Origin of the sequence: Burkholderia pyrrocinia (assembly GCF_003330765.1) — a bacterium.
Classification (GTDB): Bacteria; Pseudomonadota; Gammaproteobacteria; order Burkholderiales; family Burkholderiaceae; genus Burkholderia; species Burkholderia pyrrocinia_B.
Window position 1 is genome coordinate 3376419 of record NZ_CP024902.1, and the last position, 16629, is coordinate 3393047.

The 16629-nt window shown below is 68.4% G+C and carries 17 protein-coding genes; 10 read left to right on the forward strand and 7 right to left on the reverse strand.

Annotated features, from left to right (window positions below):
• Window positions 1-63: 63 nt before the first annotated feature.
• Window positions 64-702: a glutathione S-transferase family protein gene (locus tag CUJ89_RS16340; protein ID WP_114178227.1), complete on the reverse strand. Its 639-nt coding sequence runs from the start codon at window positions 700-702 to the stop codon at window positions 64-66.
• Between the two features lie 112 nt (window positions 703-814).
• Here CUJ89_RS16340 and CUJ89_RS16345 point away from each other — a divergent pair, with 112 nt between their 5' ends.
• From CUJ89_RS16345 to CUJ89_RS16355, 3 genes are all read left to right on the forward strand, one after another.
• Window positions 815-1735: a LysR substrate-binding domain-containing protein gene (locus CUJ89_RS16345; protein WP_114178228.1), complete on the forward strand. Its 921-nt coding sequence runs from the start codon at window positions 815-817 to the stop codon at window positions 1733-1735.
• Window positions 1736-1919: 184 nt separating this feature from the next.
• The gene (locus tag CUJ89_RS16350; protein ID WP_114178229.1) at window positions 1920-2207 is read left to right on the forward strand and encodes a hypothetical protein; all 288 of its coding nucleotides are present in this window, start codon (window positions 1920-1922) and stop codon (window positions 2205-2207) included.
• A gap of 45 nt (window positions 2208-2252) precedes the next feature.
• Complete coding sequence (locus tag CUJ89_RS16355) at window positions 2253-4373, forward strand: phosphocholine-specific phospholipase C (RefSeq protein WP_114178649.1); 2121 nt, start codon at window positions 2253-2255, stop codon at window positions 4371-4373.
• Between the two features lie 65 nt (window positions 4374-4438).
• Here the strand turns inward: CUJ89_RS16355 and CUJ89_RS16360 are convergent, their stop codons facing one another.
• Window positions 4439-5062: an RBBP9/YdeN family alpha/beta hydrolase gene (locus tag CUJ89_RS16360; RefSeq protein ID WP_114178230.1), complete on the reverse strand. Its 624-nt coding sequence runs from the start codon at window positions 5060-5062 to the stop codon at window positions 4439-4441.
• Between the two features lie 318 nt (window positions 5063-5380).
• Here CUJ89_RS16360 and CUJ89_RS16370 point away from each other — a divergent pair, with 318 nt between their 5' ends.
• From CUJ89_RS16370 to CUJ89_RS16385, 4 genes are read left to right on the forward strand one after another with little or no spacing between them, the layout of a single operon-like run.
• Window positions 5381-6322: a 2-hydroxyacid dehydrogenase gene (locus tag CUJ89_RS16370; protein ID WP_114178231.1), complete on the forward strand. Its 942-nt coding sequence runs from the start codon at window positions 5381-5383 to the stop codon at window positions 6320-6322.
• Window positions 6323-6354: 32 nt separating this feature from the next.
• The gene (locus CUJ89_RS16375) at window positions 6355-7287 is read left to right on the forward strand and encodes a hydroxymethylglutaryl-CoA lyase (RefSeq protein WP_114178232.1); all 933 of its coding nucleotides are present in this window, start codon (window positions 6355-6357) and stop codon (window positions 7285-7287) included.
• 26 nt (window positions 7288-7313) lie between these two features.
• A complete protein-coding gene (locus CUJ89_RS16380; protein WP_114178233.1) occupies window positions 7314-7820 on the forward strand; it encodes a YbaK/EbsC family protein in 507 nt (168 codons plus the stop codon).
• Window positions 7817-8023, forward strand: coding sequence for a DUF1289 domain-containing protein (locus CUJ89_RS16385; RefSeq protein ID WP_114178234.1), 207 nt, complete (start codon window positions 7817-7819; stop codon window positions 8021-8023). The genes CUJ89_RS16380 and CUJ89_RS16385 overlap by 4 nt, the downstream gene beginning before the upstream one ends.
• Window positions 8024-8276: 253 nt before the next feature.
• Here the strand turns inward: CUJ89_RS16385 and CUJ89_RS16390 are convergent, their stop codons facing one another.
• Window positions 8277-9179, reverse strand: a complete 903-nt coding sequence (locus CUJ89_RS16390; protein WP_114178235.1) for a DMT family transporter — start codon at window positions 9177-9179, stop codon at window positions 8277-8279.
• Window positions 9180-9291: 112 nt separating this feature from the next.
• Here CUJ89_RS16390 and CUJ89_RS16395 point away from each other — a divergent pair, with 112 nt between their 5' ends.
• Complete coding sequence (locus tag CUJ89_RS16395; RefSeq protein WP_114178236.1) at window positions 9292-9783, forward strand: Lrp/AsnC family transcriptional regulator; 492 nt, start codon at window positions 9292-9294, stop codon at window positions 9781-9783.
• 31 nt (window positions 9784-9814) lie between these two features.
• On the opposite strand, the gene CUJ89_RS16400 is transcribed toward CUJ89_RS16395, so the two are convergent.
• Entirely contained in the window at window positions 9815-10711 is an 897-nt protein-coding gene (locus CUJ89_RS16400; protein ID WP_114178237.1) for an alpha/beta fold hydrolase, read from the reverse strand.
• Between the two features lie 283 nt (window positions 10712-10994).
• On the opposite strand from CUJ89_RS16400, the gene CUJ89_RS16405 reads away from it, so the two are divergent.
• Window positions 10995-11954 (forward strand): NAD(P)H-dependent flavin oxidoreductase, encoded by a 960-nt coding sequence (locus tag CUJ89_RS16405; RefSeq protein WP_114178238.1) that lies wholly within the window; start codon window positions 10995-10997, stop codon window positions 11952-11954.
• Window positions 11955-12070: 116 nt separating this feature from the next.
• Here CUJ89_RS16405 and CUJ89_RS16410 read toward each other — a convergent pair whose 3' ends face one another.
• The 3 genes from CUJ89_RS16410 to CUJ89_RS16420 form a co-directional block, all read right to left on the reverse strand.
• Window positions 12071-13033 carry a LysR family transcriptional regulator gene (locus tag CUJ89_RS16410; protein WP_114178239.1) on the reverse strand — a complete coding sequence of 321 codons (963 nt, stop codon included), beginning with the start codon at window positions 13031-13033 and terminating at the stop codon, window positions 12071-12073.
• A gap of 181 nt (window positions 13034-13214) precedes the next feature.
• The gene (locus tag CUJ89_RS16415; RefSeq protein WP_114178240.1) at window positions 13215-14291 is read right to left on the reverse strand and encodes a porin; all 1077 of its coding nucleotides are present in this window, start codon (window positions 14289-14291) and stop codon (window positions 13215-13217) included.
• Between the two features lie 345 nt (window positions 14292-14636).
• On the reverse strand, window positions 14637-15119 hold the full coding sequence (locus tag CUJ89_RS16420; RefSeq protein ID WP_114178241.1) for a peptide-binding protein: 483 nt from the start codon (window positions 15117-15119) through the stop codon (window positions 14637-14639).
• Between the two features lie 346 nt (window positions 15120-15465).
• On the opposite strand from CUJ89_RS16420, the gene CUJ89_RS16425 reads away from it, so the two are divergent.
• Complete coding sequence (locus CUJ89_RS16425) at window positions 15466-16497, forward strand: bile acid:sodium symporter family protein (RefSeq protein ID WP_114178242.1); 1032 nt, start codon at window positions 15466-15468, stop codon at window positions 16495-16497.
• Window positions 16498-16629 lie beyond the last annotated feature (132 nt).

Sequence of the window (16629 nt, forward strand, 5' to 3'; positions counted from 1 at the left end):
CGGCCGCGCGTTGCATGCGGGCATCGCGACGTACACACCGACGCAACGACACCCGCGCATCCGTCAGGCAGCCTCGCGCGCCAGCGCGCGCCGCACGGCCGGCCGTTCGGCCTCGCGCTGCGCATGGGCGCTCCACGCGGGATGCCGCGTCATGTCGAGTCCGATCGCGACACCCCAGCGATACAGCACGAACAGGAACGGATCGACGATCGAATGCGCGCCCGGTTCGGCCCACCTACGGCCGTCGGCGAGCGCGGCTTCGATCGACGCGTTCGCGGCGTCGATCACGCCGCGCCCGTGCGCGCTGACCGCACCGTGCAGGGCCGGATCGCCGATGAAGCGTCCCGGCCGCCACAGCGCGCCGTAGCCGACGCCATGCACCCAGCCGACCAGCCATGCGAGCCATTCGTGGCACCGCGCCTCACGCAGCGGATCGCCGATCGGCAGCAATTGCGCGTCCGGATAACGGCGCGCGAGATACGTGAGGATCGCGGGCGTTTCGGTCAGCACGCGCGGCTCGCCCGGAATCGCAAGCACGGGCACGCGCGCCTTCGCGTTGATCTCGAGATAGCGCGCTTCGAGGTTCTGCTGCTGCTGCACGGAGACGATCTCGACGTCGAACGGTGCACCGGTTTCCTCCAGTGCGATGTGGGCGGCAAGCGAGCAGGCGCCCGGCGAAAGATAGAGACGATATGCGTTCATGATGGTGTGGCCCGACCGGGCTGTGGAAGACGGAACCGAGTGTAGGAACGCGCGGACGGCCGCCGCAAACGATGAATTGTCGTGCTCGGACATTAGTGTTACTAATACCCGCATGCGACGCATCCACCTCCCTCCGCTGCAAACATTGCGCGCGTTCGAGACCGCCGTGCGGCTGCAGAGCTTCACGCGCGCGGCCGACGCACTCGCGCTCACGCAAGGCGCGGTCAGCCAGCACATCCGCGCACTCGAGGCTCAGCTCGGCTACCCGCTCTTCACGCGCGAGCGCAACGGCGCGACCCCGACGCACGCCGCGCACGCGCTCGCGCTGCAGGTGCGCCAGGGCCTCAGCGTGCTCGAACGCGCATTCGAGCCGACGCTCGCCGTGCGCAGCCGCCCGCGCACCGGCGACGTCACGCTGAACGTCAGCGTGCTGCCGAGCGTCGCCGAGCGCTGGCTCGCGCCGCGCCTGCCGCGCTTCTCGGCCGCGCATCCGCACATCGCGATCGCGCTGCACCCGGACGTGGCGCTCGCGCCGCTGCGCAAGCGCGACCGCATCGACGTCGCGCTGCGCTACGGGCCCGGCACCTGGCCGGGCGTCGTCGCCGAGAAGCTGATGAACGAGACGATCTTTCCGGTTGCGAGCCCCGCGTACCGCAATCGCGACGGCGTCGCGCCGCGCGCGCCGGCCGATCTCGTGCACGCGACGCTGCTGCGCCATCCCGCGCAGCCGTGGGAACCGTGGTTCCAGGCCGCGCGGCTCGACCTCACCGAATCCGCTCGCGCGCCGCGCTTCACCGATGCGAACGCGCTGATCGACGCGACGCTGCAAGGCCGCGGCGTCGCACTCGCGCGCCGCTCGCTGATCGAGCCCGAACTCGCGGCCGGCACGCTCGTGCGCGTATCGACGGTGCGCGTGACCGACGTGTATGCGCACTACGTCGTGTGGCGCCCCGGCCATCCGCACGAAGCGGCGATCCGCACCTGGCTCGACTGGCTGCGCAGCGAGGTGCGACGCAGGACGCCGCGGCGCTGACGGGCAACGCTGACCGGCGGCGGTCGGCGACGGCCGCATGCCGGCCGCACGCGTGCGAAAGCAATGTGTCGGCTTCACGAAAGCATTTCGCGATCACGCACCGGTCGCAAACGATTCACCGAAACGTCGCATCGCATCGGCATACTCGAAAACGTTTCCCGATCAGCCTGCCAGGAGAGAAGTCATGCGTCGCGTTTCCGTCGTCGTTCTTTGTGCCGCCGCTTTCGTCGCCGCCTGCAGCGATGACGCGCCGCACGACGCACACGCGGTCGACGCGTCGCAGCAGGCCGGCGCATCGGCCGGCTCCGCCAGCGCGTTCAACAGCGATGCAAGCGCGAACGCCGCCGCGTCCGATGCCGCTCCGCTCGCGCCGCCCGTCGTGCACTACCCGCCCGATGACGACGACGACGCGAAACCCGCGACGAACGCGAACGCGGCCGCGTCGGGCGCCGCCGCATCGTCGCCGAACTGATCCCGTCGTTTCCGTCCCCCCGACCGCAGAACCGAGGTGAACAACATGCCGTCATCGAGCCGCCGCCGTTTCCTGCATACCGTCGCACAATCCGCGGGCGCCGCCGTTGCGCTCAACGCATTTCCCGAATCGATCCGCCGCGCGCTCGCGATTCCCGCCGTGCGCGGCACCGGCACGATCCGCGATGTCGAGCACATCGTCGTGTTCATGCAGGAAAACCGCTCGTTCGATCATTACTTCGGACACCTGCGCGGCGTACGCGGCTACAACGACCGCTTCCCGATCCCGCTGCCGAACGGCAAGCCGGTGTGGTACCAGCCGTCGAAGGCCGATCCGGGCAAGCCCGTGCTGCCGTTCCGGCTGAACACGCTGACGACGAGCGCGCAGTGCGTCGGCGACCTCGACCACTCGTGGTACAAGACGCACGCGGCGATCGACGGCGGCCGCTACGACCAGTGGCCCGCGAACAAGACCGACATGACGATGGGCTATCACGTGCGCGAGGACATCCCGTTCCACTACGCGCTCGCCGATGCGTTCACCGTGTGCGACAACTACTTCTGCTCGCTGCCGGGGCCGACCCACCCGAACCGTTCGTACCTGATGACGGGCACGGTCGACCCGACCGGCAAGTTCGGCGGCCCGCTGCTCGACAACAGCGACTACGTCGACGGCGACGGGCCGCCTGCCTACCAGCTGCTGTCGTGGACGACCTTTCCCGAACGCCTCGAGGCACACGGCGTGTCGTGGCAGATCTACCAGCAGGGCACGACGGGCAACGATCCGTACAACGGCAATTACGGCACGAACGTCCTGCAGAACTTCGCGAACTTCATCAACGCCAAGCCGGGTTCGTCGCTTTACCAGCGCGCGCAGACGGTGCGCACGCTCGACAACCTGAAGGACGACGTGATCAACGACCGGCTGCCGCAGGTGTCGTGGCTGTGCCCGCCCGCCGCGCTCTCCGAGCATCCGAAATACACGCCCGCGTACGGCGCGAACTACACGTCGCAGATCCTCGATGCGCTCACGTCGAATCCGGACGTGTGGCGCAAGACCGTGCTGTTCATCATGTACGACGAGAACGACGGCTTCTTCGACCACATCGTGCCGCCGCAGCCGCCGACGTCGGCCACGCAGGGCGCGTCGACCGTGACGACCGATGGCGAGCTGCATACGGTCGTGAACCCCGGCCGCGGCGGCAGCTACACGGCCGACGGCCTGCCGTACGGCCTCGGGCCGCGCGTGCCGATGACGGTCGTGTCGCCCTGGACGAAAGGTGGCTTCGTCTGCTCGCAGGTGTTCGACCACACGTCGGTGATCCGTTTCATCGGCGAGCGTTTCGGCGTCGACGAACCGAACATCACGCCGTGGCGCCGCACGATCTGCGGCGACCTCACCGCAGCGTTCGACTTCCGCTCGTCCGACGCGTCGTTCCCGCCGCTGCCGGACACGAGCCAGTACCGCTCGATCGCGGACCAGCAGTGCACGTCGCAGCCCGCGCCGACCGTGCCCGTGACGCCGTCCCCGGTCGCCCCGCAGGAGCCCGGCGTGCGGCCGGCGCGCGCGCTGCCGTACGAACTTCATGTCAACGCGAGCCTCTACGGCGGGTCCAAACTGCGCATCGAGTTCGCGAACCGCGGCAATCAGGGCGCGCACTTCCACGTGTATTCGACGAACCGCACCGACGGCCCGTGGCGCTACACGGTCGGCGCGCGCCGTCTGCTGCATGCGGACTTCGACCTGACGGTGACGAACGGCGCGTATGCGTTCTCGGTGTACGGGCCGAACGGCTTCGTGCGCGTGTTCTCGGGCAACGTGTCGGGCACGGCCACGCCCCACCGCAACCCGGCGCAGCCGGAGGTGAAGGCCGGCTACGACGTCGCGAACGGGAACCTGTACCTGAAGCTGCACAACCACGGCGCGGCCCACGTCACGCTGACGCTGACCGACAACGCGTACGGCGCGCCGTCGCGGCAGGTGACGCTGCACGGCGGCGACGAGCAGGTCGAGCAATGGGCGCTCGCGTCGAGCCACCAGTGGTATGACGTGACGGTGAGCGACGGCGCGAACGGCACGTTCTCGCGCCGCTTCGCGGGGCACGTCGAGAACGGCCGGCCGAGCTATTCGGACCCGGCCGCGGTGCAGCCCGTCTCCACGTCGTAAGCGCGGCGGCGCGGCGCGGCGTTGCGCGGCACCCGCCGTGCAGCGCGCGCCGCCTACCCGGCCCGTCAGACCGCGTGCGCGAGCGAGCGGTCGACGAGCGCGGCGTCGAAGCCGTCGTCCGCGTCGCGAAAGCGCAGCGGCGCCGCGCAGTGAACCAGCGTATCGACGAAGTACTTCGCGCGCGGCCACGGCCCGAAGCCGGCCGCCGTGTTGATGTGCCCGGCGTCGCCGAGGTTCACGAACGCGCTGCCCAGTCGACGCGCGAGCGTGCGCGCATCGGCGAGCGGCATCCACGGATCGGTCTCGCTGCCGATCACGATCGACGGCGCCGCGAGCCGGCGCGCATCGAACGGCCCGGCAAACGTGAATTTCTTCGGACTGGCGGGCGCGACGAACAGCACGCCCGCGACATCGCCCGCATGCGGCCACTGCGCGAGCGCATGCGCGGCCGCGAGGCAGCCGAAGCTGTGCGCGGCGAGCACGAACGGGCCGCGCTCGCGATCGAGCAACGCGCGCACGGATTGCGCCCAGCGCGCGAGATCGGGCGCGTCCCAGTCGTCCTGCTCGACGCGCAGCGAGCGCGGGAACTGCCGTTCGAGCCAGGTCTGCCAGTGAGTGCCTTCGCTACCGTGCAGGCCCGGAACGGTGACGAGCCGCGGCGGCCACGCCGATTTGCTGCATGCGCGCATGATTGCCCTCGCTTGCTTGAAGACGAGATCCGATTGTGGCGCGGCGTACCCGGCGGTCGAACCAATATTTTGTGCTTTGCTTTTGCGCGGGATGGCAGGCCGGCGCCGGGTGGCCGGCCCGCGCACCGGCGCGCGATGCGTCGCGAGACCGTAGAATGTGGGCTTCCCGTCAGCTTCACACGGAACCGGGCCGGGCGTCGATGCGCCGGGCCCGGTCGTCAGGAGACGCCCGATGTCCGCTACGCCCGCCGGCGCGCTGCGCCCGTTCCATCCCGCCTTTCCCGTGACGCGCCGCGCCGGCGCGCGCGCGGCCACGCGATGAAGATCCTGTTCTATTCGCCGCACCAGGAAGCCGGCGCATGGCGCGACGAAATCGCGCACGCGCTGCCGGAAGCCGAACTGCGCGCGTGGCAGCCGGGCGATACGGCCGCCGCCGACTACGCGCTCGTCTGGCGCGCGCCGCGCGAGCTCTTCGCGCCGCGCGACGGCCTGCGCGCGATCTTCAACCTCGGCGCGGGCGTCGACGCACTGCTCGCGCTCGACCGCGCGCATCCGGGCACGCTGCCGCCGCACGTGCCGCTCGTGCGGCTCGAGGATTCGGGCATGGCGCAGCAGATGGTCGAATACGTCACGCACGCGGTGCTGCGCTACCTGCGCCGCTTCGACGAATACGACGCGCAGCAGCGCGAGCGCCGCTGGCACCCGCTCGAACCGCATGCGCGCGCGAGCTTCACCGTCGCCGTGCTCGGCCTCGGCGTGCTCGGCGCGCAGGTCGCGCTCGCGCTTGCCGCACTCGGCCTGCCCGTGCGCGGCTACAGCCGCAGCGCGAAGCAGCTCGACGGCATCGCGACCTTCGCCGGCGACGGCGCGTTCGACGCGTGTATCGACGGCGCAAAGGTGCTCGTCAACCTGCTGCCGAGCACGCCCGACACCGACGGCATCCTGTCGGCCCGCGCGTTCGCGCGGCTCGCGCCCGGCGCCTATGTCGTCAACGTCGCTCGCGGCGCGCATCTCGTCGAGGCCGACCTGCTCGACGCGCTCGCAAGCGGCCGGATCGCCGCGGCGACGCTCGACGTGTTCCAGCACGAGCCGCTGCCGGAAGATCATCCGTTCTGGTACGCGCCGCGCATCACGATCACGCCGCACAGCTCGGCCGAGACGCTGCGCGCGGAGGCCATCGAGCAGATCGCCGGCAAGATCCGCGCGTTCGAACGCGGCGAGCGCGTCGGCGGCATCGTCGACTACGCGCGCGGCTATTGAATTCCGCCCTACAGAGCAACCAGGAGACAACCATGACGTTCCCCACCGCCGTCAAGATCGTCGAAGTCGGCCCGCGCGACGGGCTGCAGAACGAGAAGACCTTCGTGCCGACCGACGTGAAGATCGCGCTCGTCGACCGGCTGTCGCGCGCCGGCTTCCGCAACATCGAGGCCGCGTCGTTCGTGTCGCCGAAATGGGTGCCGCAGATGGCCGACGGCGCCGACGTGATGGCCGGCATCGAGCGCCGCGCGGGCACCGTGTACTCGGTGCTCACGCCGAACCTGAAGGGCTTCGAGAACGCGCTCGCCGCGCGGGCCGACGAAGTCGTGATCTTCGGCGCGGCGAGCGAGGCGTTCTCGCAGCGGAACATCAACTGCAGCATCGCCGAGAGCATCGCGCGCTTCGAGCCCGTCGCGAAAGCCGCGAAGGACGCGGGCCTGCGGCTGCGCGGCAGCGTATCGTGCACGCTCGGCTGCCCGTACCAGGGCGAAGTGCCCGTCGCGTCGGTCGTCGACGTCGTCGAACGCTTCGCGGCGCTCGGCTGCGACGAAATCGACATCGCCGACACGATCGGCGTCGGCACGCCGAAGCGCACGCGCGAAGTGCTCGCGGCCGTCACGCGCGTGTTCCCGCGCGAGCGCCTGTCGGGCCACTTCCACGACACCTACGGCCAGGCGCTCGCGAACATCTACGCGGCGCTGTTCGAAGGGATCGAGATCTTCCACGCGTCGGTCGCCGGCCTCGGCGGCTGCCCGTACGCGAAGGGCGCGACCGGCAACGTCGCGACCGAGGACGTGCTGTACCTGCTGCAGGGCCTCGGCATCGATACCGGCATCGATCTCGCGCAGGTCGTCGCCGCCGGCGACTTCATCTCGAACGCGATCGGCCGCACCAACGTGTCGCGCGCCGGTCGCGCGCTGCTCGCCAAGGCGCAGAGCGCGGCCGACGCCGCGAACTGCGTCTGACCCCGGCATTCCATGGATTCCTCGACATGACGACCCCTGCTTCATTCGATTCCCTCCCCGATTCCGCGCGACGCGTCGCGCTGCTGCTGCGCGAGCGCGGACATGCGAAAGGCATCGTGATGCTCGCCGAAACCGGCAAGACCTCGGCCGAGGCCGCGGCCGGGCTCGGCTGCTCGGTCGCGCAGATTGCTAAGTCGATCCTGTTTCGCCGGCAGTCGGACGGCGCGCCCGTGCTCGTGGTCGCGAGCGGCGTCAACCGCGTCGACGAGAAGAAGGTCGCCACGCAGGTCGGCGCGGTCGGCCGCGCGGACGCGAAGTTCGTGCGCGACAACACCGGTTATGCGATCGGCGGCGTCTGTCCGATCGGCCATCTCGTCGAACCCGTCATGCTGATCGACGCCGACCTGCTCGAGCTCGACAGTTTGTGGGCGGCCGCCGGCCATCCGCACGCGGTGTTCAACCTGTCGCCGCACGAACTCGTCGCGCTGACGGGCGCGCCGGTCGCGGACGTCGCGTTGCGGGACAACGCATGAGCGACGTAACGGTGCCGGTCAGCACGGTCGGGTCGCCGTGCACCGACGTGTGCCGGATCGATCCGCGCACCGACTGGTGCGCGGGTTGCCTGCGCACGCGCGACGAGATCAAGGGGTGGCGCGCGTCGGACGACGACGCGAGGCGCGCGGTGCTCGCGCGCCTCGATGCGCGGCGGCGTATGCTCGCCAGGAGCGGCGCATAAAAAAAAAGCCGTTCAGCCTCACGGGCGAACGGCGTCGAAATCGGAATCCTGTGAACGTGATCAACGTCACAGCCCGCATCATACGAGCGACGCGGCCGCATCGCATCGGGTGTTTCCCTACAACTTCTTACAGCATCTTTCACGCGTGCGCGCGGGCCCGGCGCGGGCCCCTTGCGTGCGCAATCTGCCAGCAATTCCCGTTCCCGACATTCACCTTCGGCGAGCCGCAGCGGCACCGAATCGCACGACCGTTTCAGTTGCCGACCGCGGCGCGACGCGCGGGCACGATGCGCCAGCCGAGATTCACGCCGGCCGCCGCGAGCAGGATCAGCAGCGCGCCGAACACCTGCGTCCACGCGAGCGTCTGCCCGAACGCGACGTGATCGACGACGATCGCGACGACCGGATAGACGAACGACAGCGCGCCGGTCATCGCAGTCGGCAACTTCTGAATCGCGCCGTACAGCAGCACATACATCAGGCCCGTGTTCACGACGCCGAGCACGACCAGGTCGAGCCACTGCGCGGCTGTCGCGGGCAACGTGCCGAAGTGTGCGAACGGCGCGAGCAGCACGACGCCGAGGCCAGCCTGCAGCAGCGCGAGCAGATGCGGCGGCGTGCCCTTCAGGTGCTTCGTGACGATCGACGAGATCGCATACAGGAATGCCGCGCCGAGCGACAGCGCGACGCCTTCCAGATATTCGCCCGGCACCGCGAGCACGGCCGGCTCGACGCGCACCACGCAGACGAGCCCGGCGAACGCGAGCGCGAGCCACGCGATCGTCGACGCGCTGATCCGCTCGCGGAACACGACGGCGCCGAGCGCGACGAGCATGAACGGCTGCGTGTTGTAGACGGCGGTCGCCATCGAGATCGACGCGCGCGAATAGGCGGCGAACAGCAACAGCCAGTTCGCGACGATCGCGACGCTGCCGAGCGTCGCGAGCGCAAGCATGCGCGGCGAGAACAGCGCGCGGCGCAGGAAGCCGAACGCCGCGCAGACGATCGCGAGCGTCGCGGCGCCGAACAGGCAGCGGAAGAACACGACGTTCGTCAGCGGCTGCTGCGACGACATCACGAGCCAGCCGATCGTGCCGGACATCATCATCGCGACGATCATCTCGGCGGCGCCGCGGCGCATTTCATTCGAGGCCATCATGAACTCCGTTGAAGAGAGTGGATGACTTCGATTCTAGAAACTTGCTTTCGCCGCAACCACGGCTAAACTGAAGTGAAACAACCGATTCACCTTCGAAAGCAAAGCGATCATGCCAAAACGCCTTTCCCCACCTGCCGTCGCGTCGCTCGACGCGACCGACCGCGCGATCCTCGCGGCGCTGGCCGACGACGCGCGCATCGCGACCAGCGAACTCGCGCGGCAGATCGGGCTGTCGGCGCCCGCGACCGCCGACCGCGTGCGGCGGCTCGAGGCGCAAGGCGTGATCGCCGCGTTCACCGTCGATCTCGACCCGCGCGCGCTGGGCTACACGCTGCAGGCGATCGTCCGCGTGAAGCCGCTGCCGGGCCAGTTGCATCTCGTCGAGGAGTTGCTGCGGCGGATTCCCGAATTCGTCGAATGCGACAAGGTGACCGGCGACGACTGCTTCATCTGCCGGCTCTACCTGCGCACGATCGAGCACCTCGACGACATCCTGTCGAAGGTGACGGAGCGCGCGGAGACCAGCACCGCGATCGTGAAATCGACGCCCGTGCCGCGCCGGCTGCCGCCGCTCGCCGAGGACGACGGCGCGCACCGCTGAGCGGCCGGCCCGCGCCGCCCGTGCCGCCCCCTTATGCGGCCGGGTCGCGCGCCTCGAAGAACGCGAGCAGTTCGTCGATCAGCGCGACCGGCGCCTCTTCCGGAATGTAGTGCCCGCACTCGAGCGCGCGGCCGCTGACGTCGCGCGCGACGCGACGCCATTCGTCGAGCGGATCGAAGCAGCGGCCGACGATCCCGTTCGCGCCCCACAGCACGCGCAGCGGGCACGCGACCTTGTTGCCGCGCTCGAGATCCGCACGGTCGTGCTCGAGGTCGATCGTCGCCGATGCGCGGTAGTCCTCGCACATCGCGTGCACGGCGCCCGGCTGCGCGAGCGCGGCACGGTACGCGTCGAGCGCCTCGCGCGCGAACGGCGCGAGCCCGGCGGACCGGTTGCCCATCACGCGCTCGATGTACGCATCGGTATGCGCGCCGATCAGCGTCTCGGGCAGCGGCTCCGGCTGGATCAGGAAGAACCAGTGGAAATACGCGGTCGCGAATGCGCGATCGGTTTTCTCGTACATCGCGAGCGTCGGCGCGATGTCGAGCAGCATCATCCGCTCGACGGCGTCCGCGTGATCGAGCGCGAGCCGGTGCGCGACACGCGCGCCGCGATCGTGCGCGCACACGTGGAAGTGCTCGAAACCGAAATGCCGCATCACGGCGACCTGGTCGGCCGCCATCGCACGTTTCGAATACGGCGCGTGCTGCGCGTCGCTCGGCGGCCGTCCCGATGCGCCGTATCCGCGCAGGTCGGTGGCGATCACCGTGAAGTGATTCGCGAGCGTCGCGGCAACGCGATGCCAGATCATGTGGGTTTGCGGATGTCCGTGCAGCAACAGCAGCGGCGGACCCGAGCCTCCTTTGACACCGAAGATGTCGGTGTCCTGCACCGTCACGCGAAACGGTGCAAACGTCTCAAACGACATGGTTTGTTTCTCGTTGGTTTGTTATGGCGGCTATTTTAGGAGCGCCGGCGCGTCTTCACAGTGGGGCAACCGCCAGAATCCGTAGAAAGAGAACACTCACTCGATTGCCGCCACACCGCGCATTTTGTTAAGCTCGCGTAGAATCGCACGACCGTTCGTATTAATATGAACGAACGACCACGTCCGCAGCTACACTCGAATCACCGTTCGACCGCAAAGCATGGTGTCGGCATCAGCCGCGACCGCGCGGGTGCCGACCGCCCCTGGAGACTGGAGACATCACATGGCATTACCCACTGTCCTGCAGAACCTGACGCTACCCGTCATCGCGTCGCCGATGTTCATCGTCAGCTACCCCGAACTCGTGCTCGCGCAATGCAAGGCGGGCATCGTCGGTTCGTTCCCCGCGCTCAACGCCCGTCCGGCCGAACTGCTCGACGAGTGGCTCACGCAGATCCAGTCGCAGCTCGCCGACCACAAGGCGAAACACCCCGACGCTGTGATCGGCCCGATCGCGGTCAACCAGATCGTCCACCAGTCGAACGCGCGGCTCGAGCACGACGTGCGCGTGTGCGTCGAGCACAAGGTGCCGATCTTCATCACGAGCCTGCGCGCGCCGGCACGCGAAATCGTCGACGCGGTGCACAGCTACGGCGGCATCGTGCTGCACGACGTGATCAACCTGCGCCACGCGCAGAAGGCGCTCGAAGCCGGCGTCGACGGCCTGATCCTCGTCGCGGCCGGCGCGGGCGGCCACGCGGGCACGACGTCGCCGTTCGCGCTCGTCGGCGAAGTCCGCAAGATCTTCGACGGTCCGATCGTGCTGTCCGGCTCGATCGCGAACGGCGGCTCGATCCTCGCCGCGCAAGCGATGGGCGCCGATTTCGCGTACATGGGCACGCGCTTCATCGCGACACAGGAAGCGCACGCGATCGACGACTACAAGCGCGCGATCGTCAACGCGAAATCCTCGGACATCATCTATACGAACCTCTTCACGGGCGTGCACGGCAACTACATCCGCGAGAGCATAGAGAAGGCCGGCCTCGATCCGGAGGCGCTGCCGGAATCCGACAAGACCAAGATGAATTTCGGCGGCGACAAGACGAAGGCATGGAAGGACATCTGGGGTGCCGGCCAGGGCGTCGGCCTGATGGACGACCTGCCGAGCGTGGGCGCGCTCGTCGAACGCCTGAAGCGCGAGTACGACGACGCGAAAGCGCGGCTCGGCATCGCACGCTGACCCGATGCGGCGGTCACGGCCGCCGCCGCTGCAAATACCGTCGGACAAAACAAAAAGCGCGAACCGCAGCGGTTCGCGCTTTTTGTTTCATGGCCCCGCCGGACGGCGCGTGCGGTTCAGACCGCGCGCTTCATCCGCGTGATCGGCAGCACGCGCAGGTGCGATTCGATCGACGGGCACAGCGACTGCCCTTCGAAACGCGCCGCCAGGAAGTCGACGAACGAACGCACCTTCGCGGACACGTGACGACGGCTCGCGTACACCGCATAGATCGGCGCCTCGTGCGGCGGCACCGAGTCGAGCAGCACCGGCACGAGCCGGCCGGATTCGATGTCGTCGCCCACCACCTCGGTGCCGAGCAGCGCGATGCCCGCGCCGGCGAGCACGGCCGCACGCAGCCCTTCGAGGTGATTCACGATCAGGTTGCCGTTGAGGTTCACGCGCGACGCGGCCGCCGCGTCGATCACCAGCGCGTCGAGCATCGTCGAATTCGACTCGCGCCGCAGGTAGTTGTGGTGCGCGAGATCGGCAATCGTCCCGGGCGTGCCGTGCTTGTCGAGATACTCGGGCGACGCGACCAGCAGGATGTGCGCGGTCGCGATCTGCCGCGCGACCAGCGACGACGATTTCAATCCGTTCGGCGCCGCGCGCACCGCGACGTCGTAGCCTTCCTCGATCAGGTCGACCACCCGATCGGACAGCGTCATGTCGACGGTCACGTCCGGGAAACGGCCCGCGTAATCGGTGACGGCCTGCATCACGTGCCGCAGCCCGAACGCGGACAACGACGTCACGCGCAGCCGGCCCTGCGGCACCACGCTCGCGGCGCCGACGGCCTGCCCGGCTTCGTCGAGTTCCGACAGCGCCTGCACCAGGCGCTCATAGTATTCGCGTCCCGCCTCGGTAGGCGCGACGCGTCGTGTCGTGCGATGCAGCAGCCGCGCGCCGAGCTGCTGCTCGAGATGCATCACGTGCTTGCTCGCCATCGCGGCCGACATCTGCATGCGCTCCGCCGCGCCGACGAAGCTGCCCACTTCGACGACGTAGCGAAACACATTCATGCTGACGAGGGTATCCATCGAACTAGCTCGCAATTCCTGGGAATCATGCAATTACGAGATAGGGTAACAAAGGCGAGGAAACAGAAAGGTCAACAAAGGCAAAACGGCGCCGCGGGTGGCGGCGCCGTTTCGGGCGGAAAACATGCAGCCGGAATGCGCGATTGTCGCGCGCGGCCGGCGAACCGATCGCGCGTATGCGTCAGAATTTCGCGCGGATACCTGCGCCGAACGTGTTGCCGGTCGACAGGCCGCTGATGTGATCGTTCATGTACGCAGCGTAGACGTCCGTGCGCTTGGACAGCGGATAGTCGTAGCCGACGGCCCAGGTCTGGCGCGTCTGGTCGAGGCCGCCCGCGTCGCGCGAATACGCGTACGACGCCATCGCGCTGCCCACGCCGAGCGGCACCGACACGCCGCCCTGCGCGGTATTCACGTGCCAGCTGCCCGCGACCTGGTCATTCTTCGTATACATGTACTGGCCGAACAGCTTCACGAGCTTCAGGTCGTAGGTCGCACCGACCAGCGCGATGCCCTGGCTCTTCATGCCGGTGACGAGCGCGCTCAGGTCCTGCGGGCCGTTGTTGAAGTTCACGTACTGATACACGGCGGTCGCCGCGAACGGGCCGTTCGCGTAGTTGAACTGCGCGCTCCACTTCTTCGAGCGGTTGTCGCCGGCCTGGTTGCCGAGCGCGTACATCGCGCCGAAGTTCAGGCCACCGAACGACGGCGACGTATACGACAGCGCGTTGTTCCAGCCCGAATCGCCCACCGCGCCCTGGTCGCTCGGATAGGTCGGGAACGTGCCGAGGCCGAGGAACACGTGGTACACCATCGGCGAGAAGGTGTACGAGTCGTAGAACGGGTTGAACAGGATCGTCGACAGGAACAGGTGCGTCGTCAGGCGGCCTGCCGTCACCGTGCCGTACGGCGAGCTGATGCCGACGTACGCGTTGCGCGCGAAGAACGTATCGCCCTGGAAGCGGCCGAACTGGCCGTTCTGTGCGCGGAAGAAGCTCTCCAACGTGAAGATTGCCTTGTAGCCGTTGCCGAGATCCTCGGCACCGTGCAGGCCCCAGTACGACGTCGACATCCCGCCGCCGCTCACGTTCCAGGCACGGTCGCCGCCCGGGAACTTGGTTGCGCCGACCCATTCGTCGACCTGACCGTAGAGCGACACGCTCGACTGCGCATGGACGGGAGCGGTGGCCGCCACGCAGGCGGCTGCGGCGATCAGCTTGACGGACGTGCGCGACGCACGGCGAGCGAATGCATTCATTGGATCTCCAGATTTTGTCGAATTGTCGATAAGTGGCGCGAGCGTTGTTGTTTGGAGCCGAGTGCTTGCGTCGTATGGGGCGCAGCCATCTTTACGGATCATTCGTCCGGTCAAAATTGCGCACACTTATTGCTGGTATAGCGCCAGCATTAACTTCGCGGAATCGAACCATGGCCGGAAACACGTCGGCGGCCCGCCACGAAAGCGGCCGCGCGGCGGGACGGCGGCGTGGCATACGCGCGCCGGGCGCGAAAGATAGCGCAATGCGGCGGGAAAATCAGCGGAAATCTGCGCGCGACTGTGGCGAATTCGCATCAGCCGGCGGGGGGACGAGCGCGCGGGCGCTCAGTTTCGGTAGAACGGGGAGAAAGACGGCGAGTGCGCAGGCTCTTCCTGCGAGCGGGGCGGCGGCATCGGACGGCCGCCGCGCTCCTCGTTGTAGCGCGCGACGTCGGCGCGGATCGAACCGGCACGCAGCGGCACGTTGCCGCCGCCCGGCGGGTGCGGCATCTGGCGCGTGTCGGCGCTGATCGGGCGATACGGGCTTTGCGCGGCGTAATGGCCATACGACGGCGTCGGTCGCAGCCCCCAGCGGGAGCCGTAGCTGCTCACGCCGCCGGCACGCGCACCGGCGGGCGGCGGAACGCGACGCCAGACGGGCCCGCCGCCAGACGACTGACCGTACGCGCGCATGTCGCCGCCGCCGAAGCCGTGGCCGCCGAACGCATGACCGCCGTGTGGCGGTTGCGCGAGCGCGAGCGGCATCAGCAGCGCGCCGAGCACGCCTGCCACCCATCGTCCGATCTTCCGTTTCACCCGTTCCGTCATCGTTCAGTGCCTGTCGACGCCCGCCGCCGGCTCCTTTCGGCCGACGCAAGGCTTTCAGCAGTAATTTATGAGCGGTCCGAAAGTGTGTCGAGCCAAAAAGTGTTATGTCGCCGGCATCGGTGTAACACCATGTTACCTCTAGGTTTTTTCACTTCAGGGCGCGAACGCGACAGAACATTCTTCTGCCGTTTTGCGCATGGCCGGGCAGGCGCGATGGCCGTTGTCGCATGCAGTCGATTCATCAATCGATTCCCACAATGAATTTGTGTAGTGAATCACCAACCGGGACAATATCGCCATCCGCGCGCGCGACGCGCGCCTCCGTCGTTTCCGAATCGAGTTCCCGATGGCCCGTCCCCGTTTTCTTCCCGACAACTTCACGCTCGCGCTCGTCGGCACCGTCGTGCTCGCGAGCCTCCTGCCCTGCCGCGGCCCGGCCGCGCACGCGTTCAACTGGGCGACCAACATCGCCGTCGGCCTGCTGTTCTTCCTGCATGGCGCGAAGCTGTCGCGCGAAGCTGTCGTCGCGGGCGCGACCCACTGGCGGCTGCACGCGGTCGTGCTGCTCAGCACGTTCGCGCTGTTCCCGCTGCTCGGCCTCGCGCTGAAACCCGTGCTGCAGCCGCTCGTCACGCCCACGCTTTATGCGGGCGTGCTGTTCCTGTGCACGCTGCCGTCGACGGTCCAGTCGTCGATCGCCTTCACGTCGATCGCGAAGGGCAACGTGCCGGCCGCCGTGTGCGCGGCATCCGCGTCGAGCCTGCTCGGGATCTTCGTCACGCCGGCACTCGTCGGGCTGATGGTCACGTCGCAGTCGGCCGCCGCCGCGTCGCCGTGGAGCACCGTCGGCAGCATCGTGATGCAGCTGCTCGTGCCGTTCGTCGCCGGCCAGTTGCTGCGGCCCGTGATCGGCGGCTGGATCGATCGCAACCGTGGCGTACTGCGCTTCGTCGACCAGGGCTCGATCCTGCTGGTCGTCTACGTCGCGTTCAGCGAGGCCGTCAACCAGGGCCTATGGCACCAGATCCCGGCGCGCGCGCTCGGCGGCCTGCTCGTCGCCAACCTCGTGCTGCTCGCGATCGCGCTGCTGCTGACCGCGTTCGTCAGCAAGCGGCTCGGCTTCAACCGCGCCGACCAGATCACGATCATCTTCTGCGGGTCGAAGAAGAGCCTCGCGGCCGGCGTGCCGATGGCGAAGGTGATCTTCTCGGCGAACGCGGTCGGCGCGATCGTGCTGCCGCTGATGCTGTTTCACCAGATCCAGCTGATGGCGTGCGCGGCGCTCGCGCAGCGCTGGGGCGCGCGCGACATGAGCGGCGAAGGCGACGAGGGCGACGCGACATCGGCGCCCGGCGCGCTGAGCGCGGGCAAGCGCTGACGAACGCGGCGGCGCGACGGCCGCCGGATGGCGGCCTTCCCGCCTTCCGCCTTCCGTCTCTCCCTCTCCCACCACCGTCCGGATGCGCATCGATGCGCGCCCGGCGCGATGCACCATCCGTGCGCATCGCGT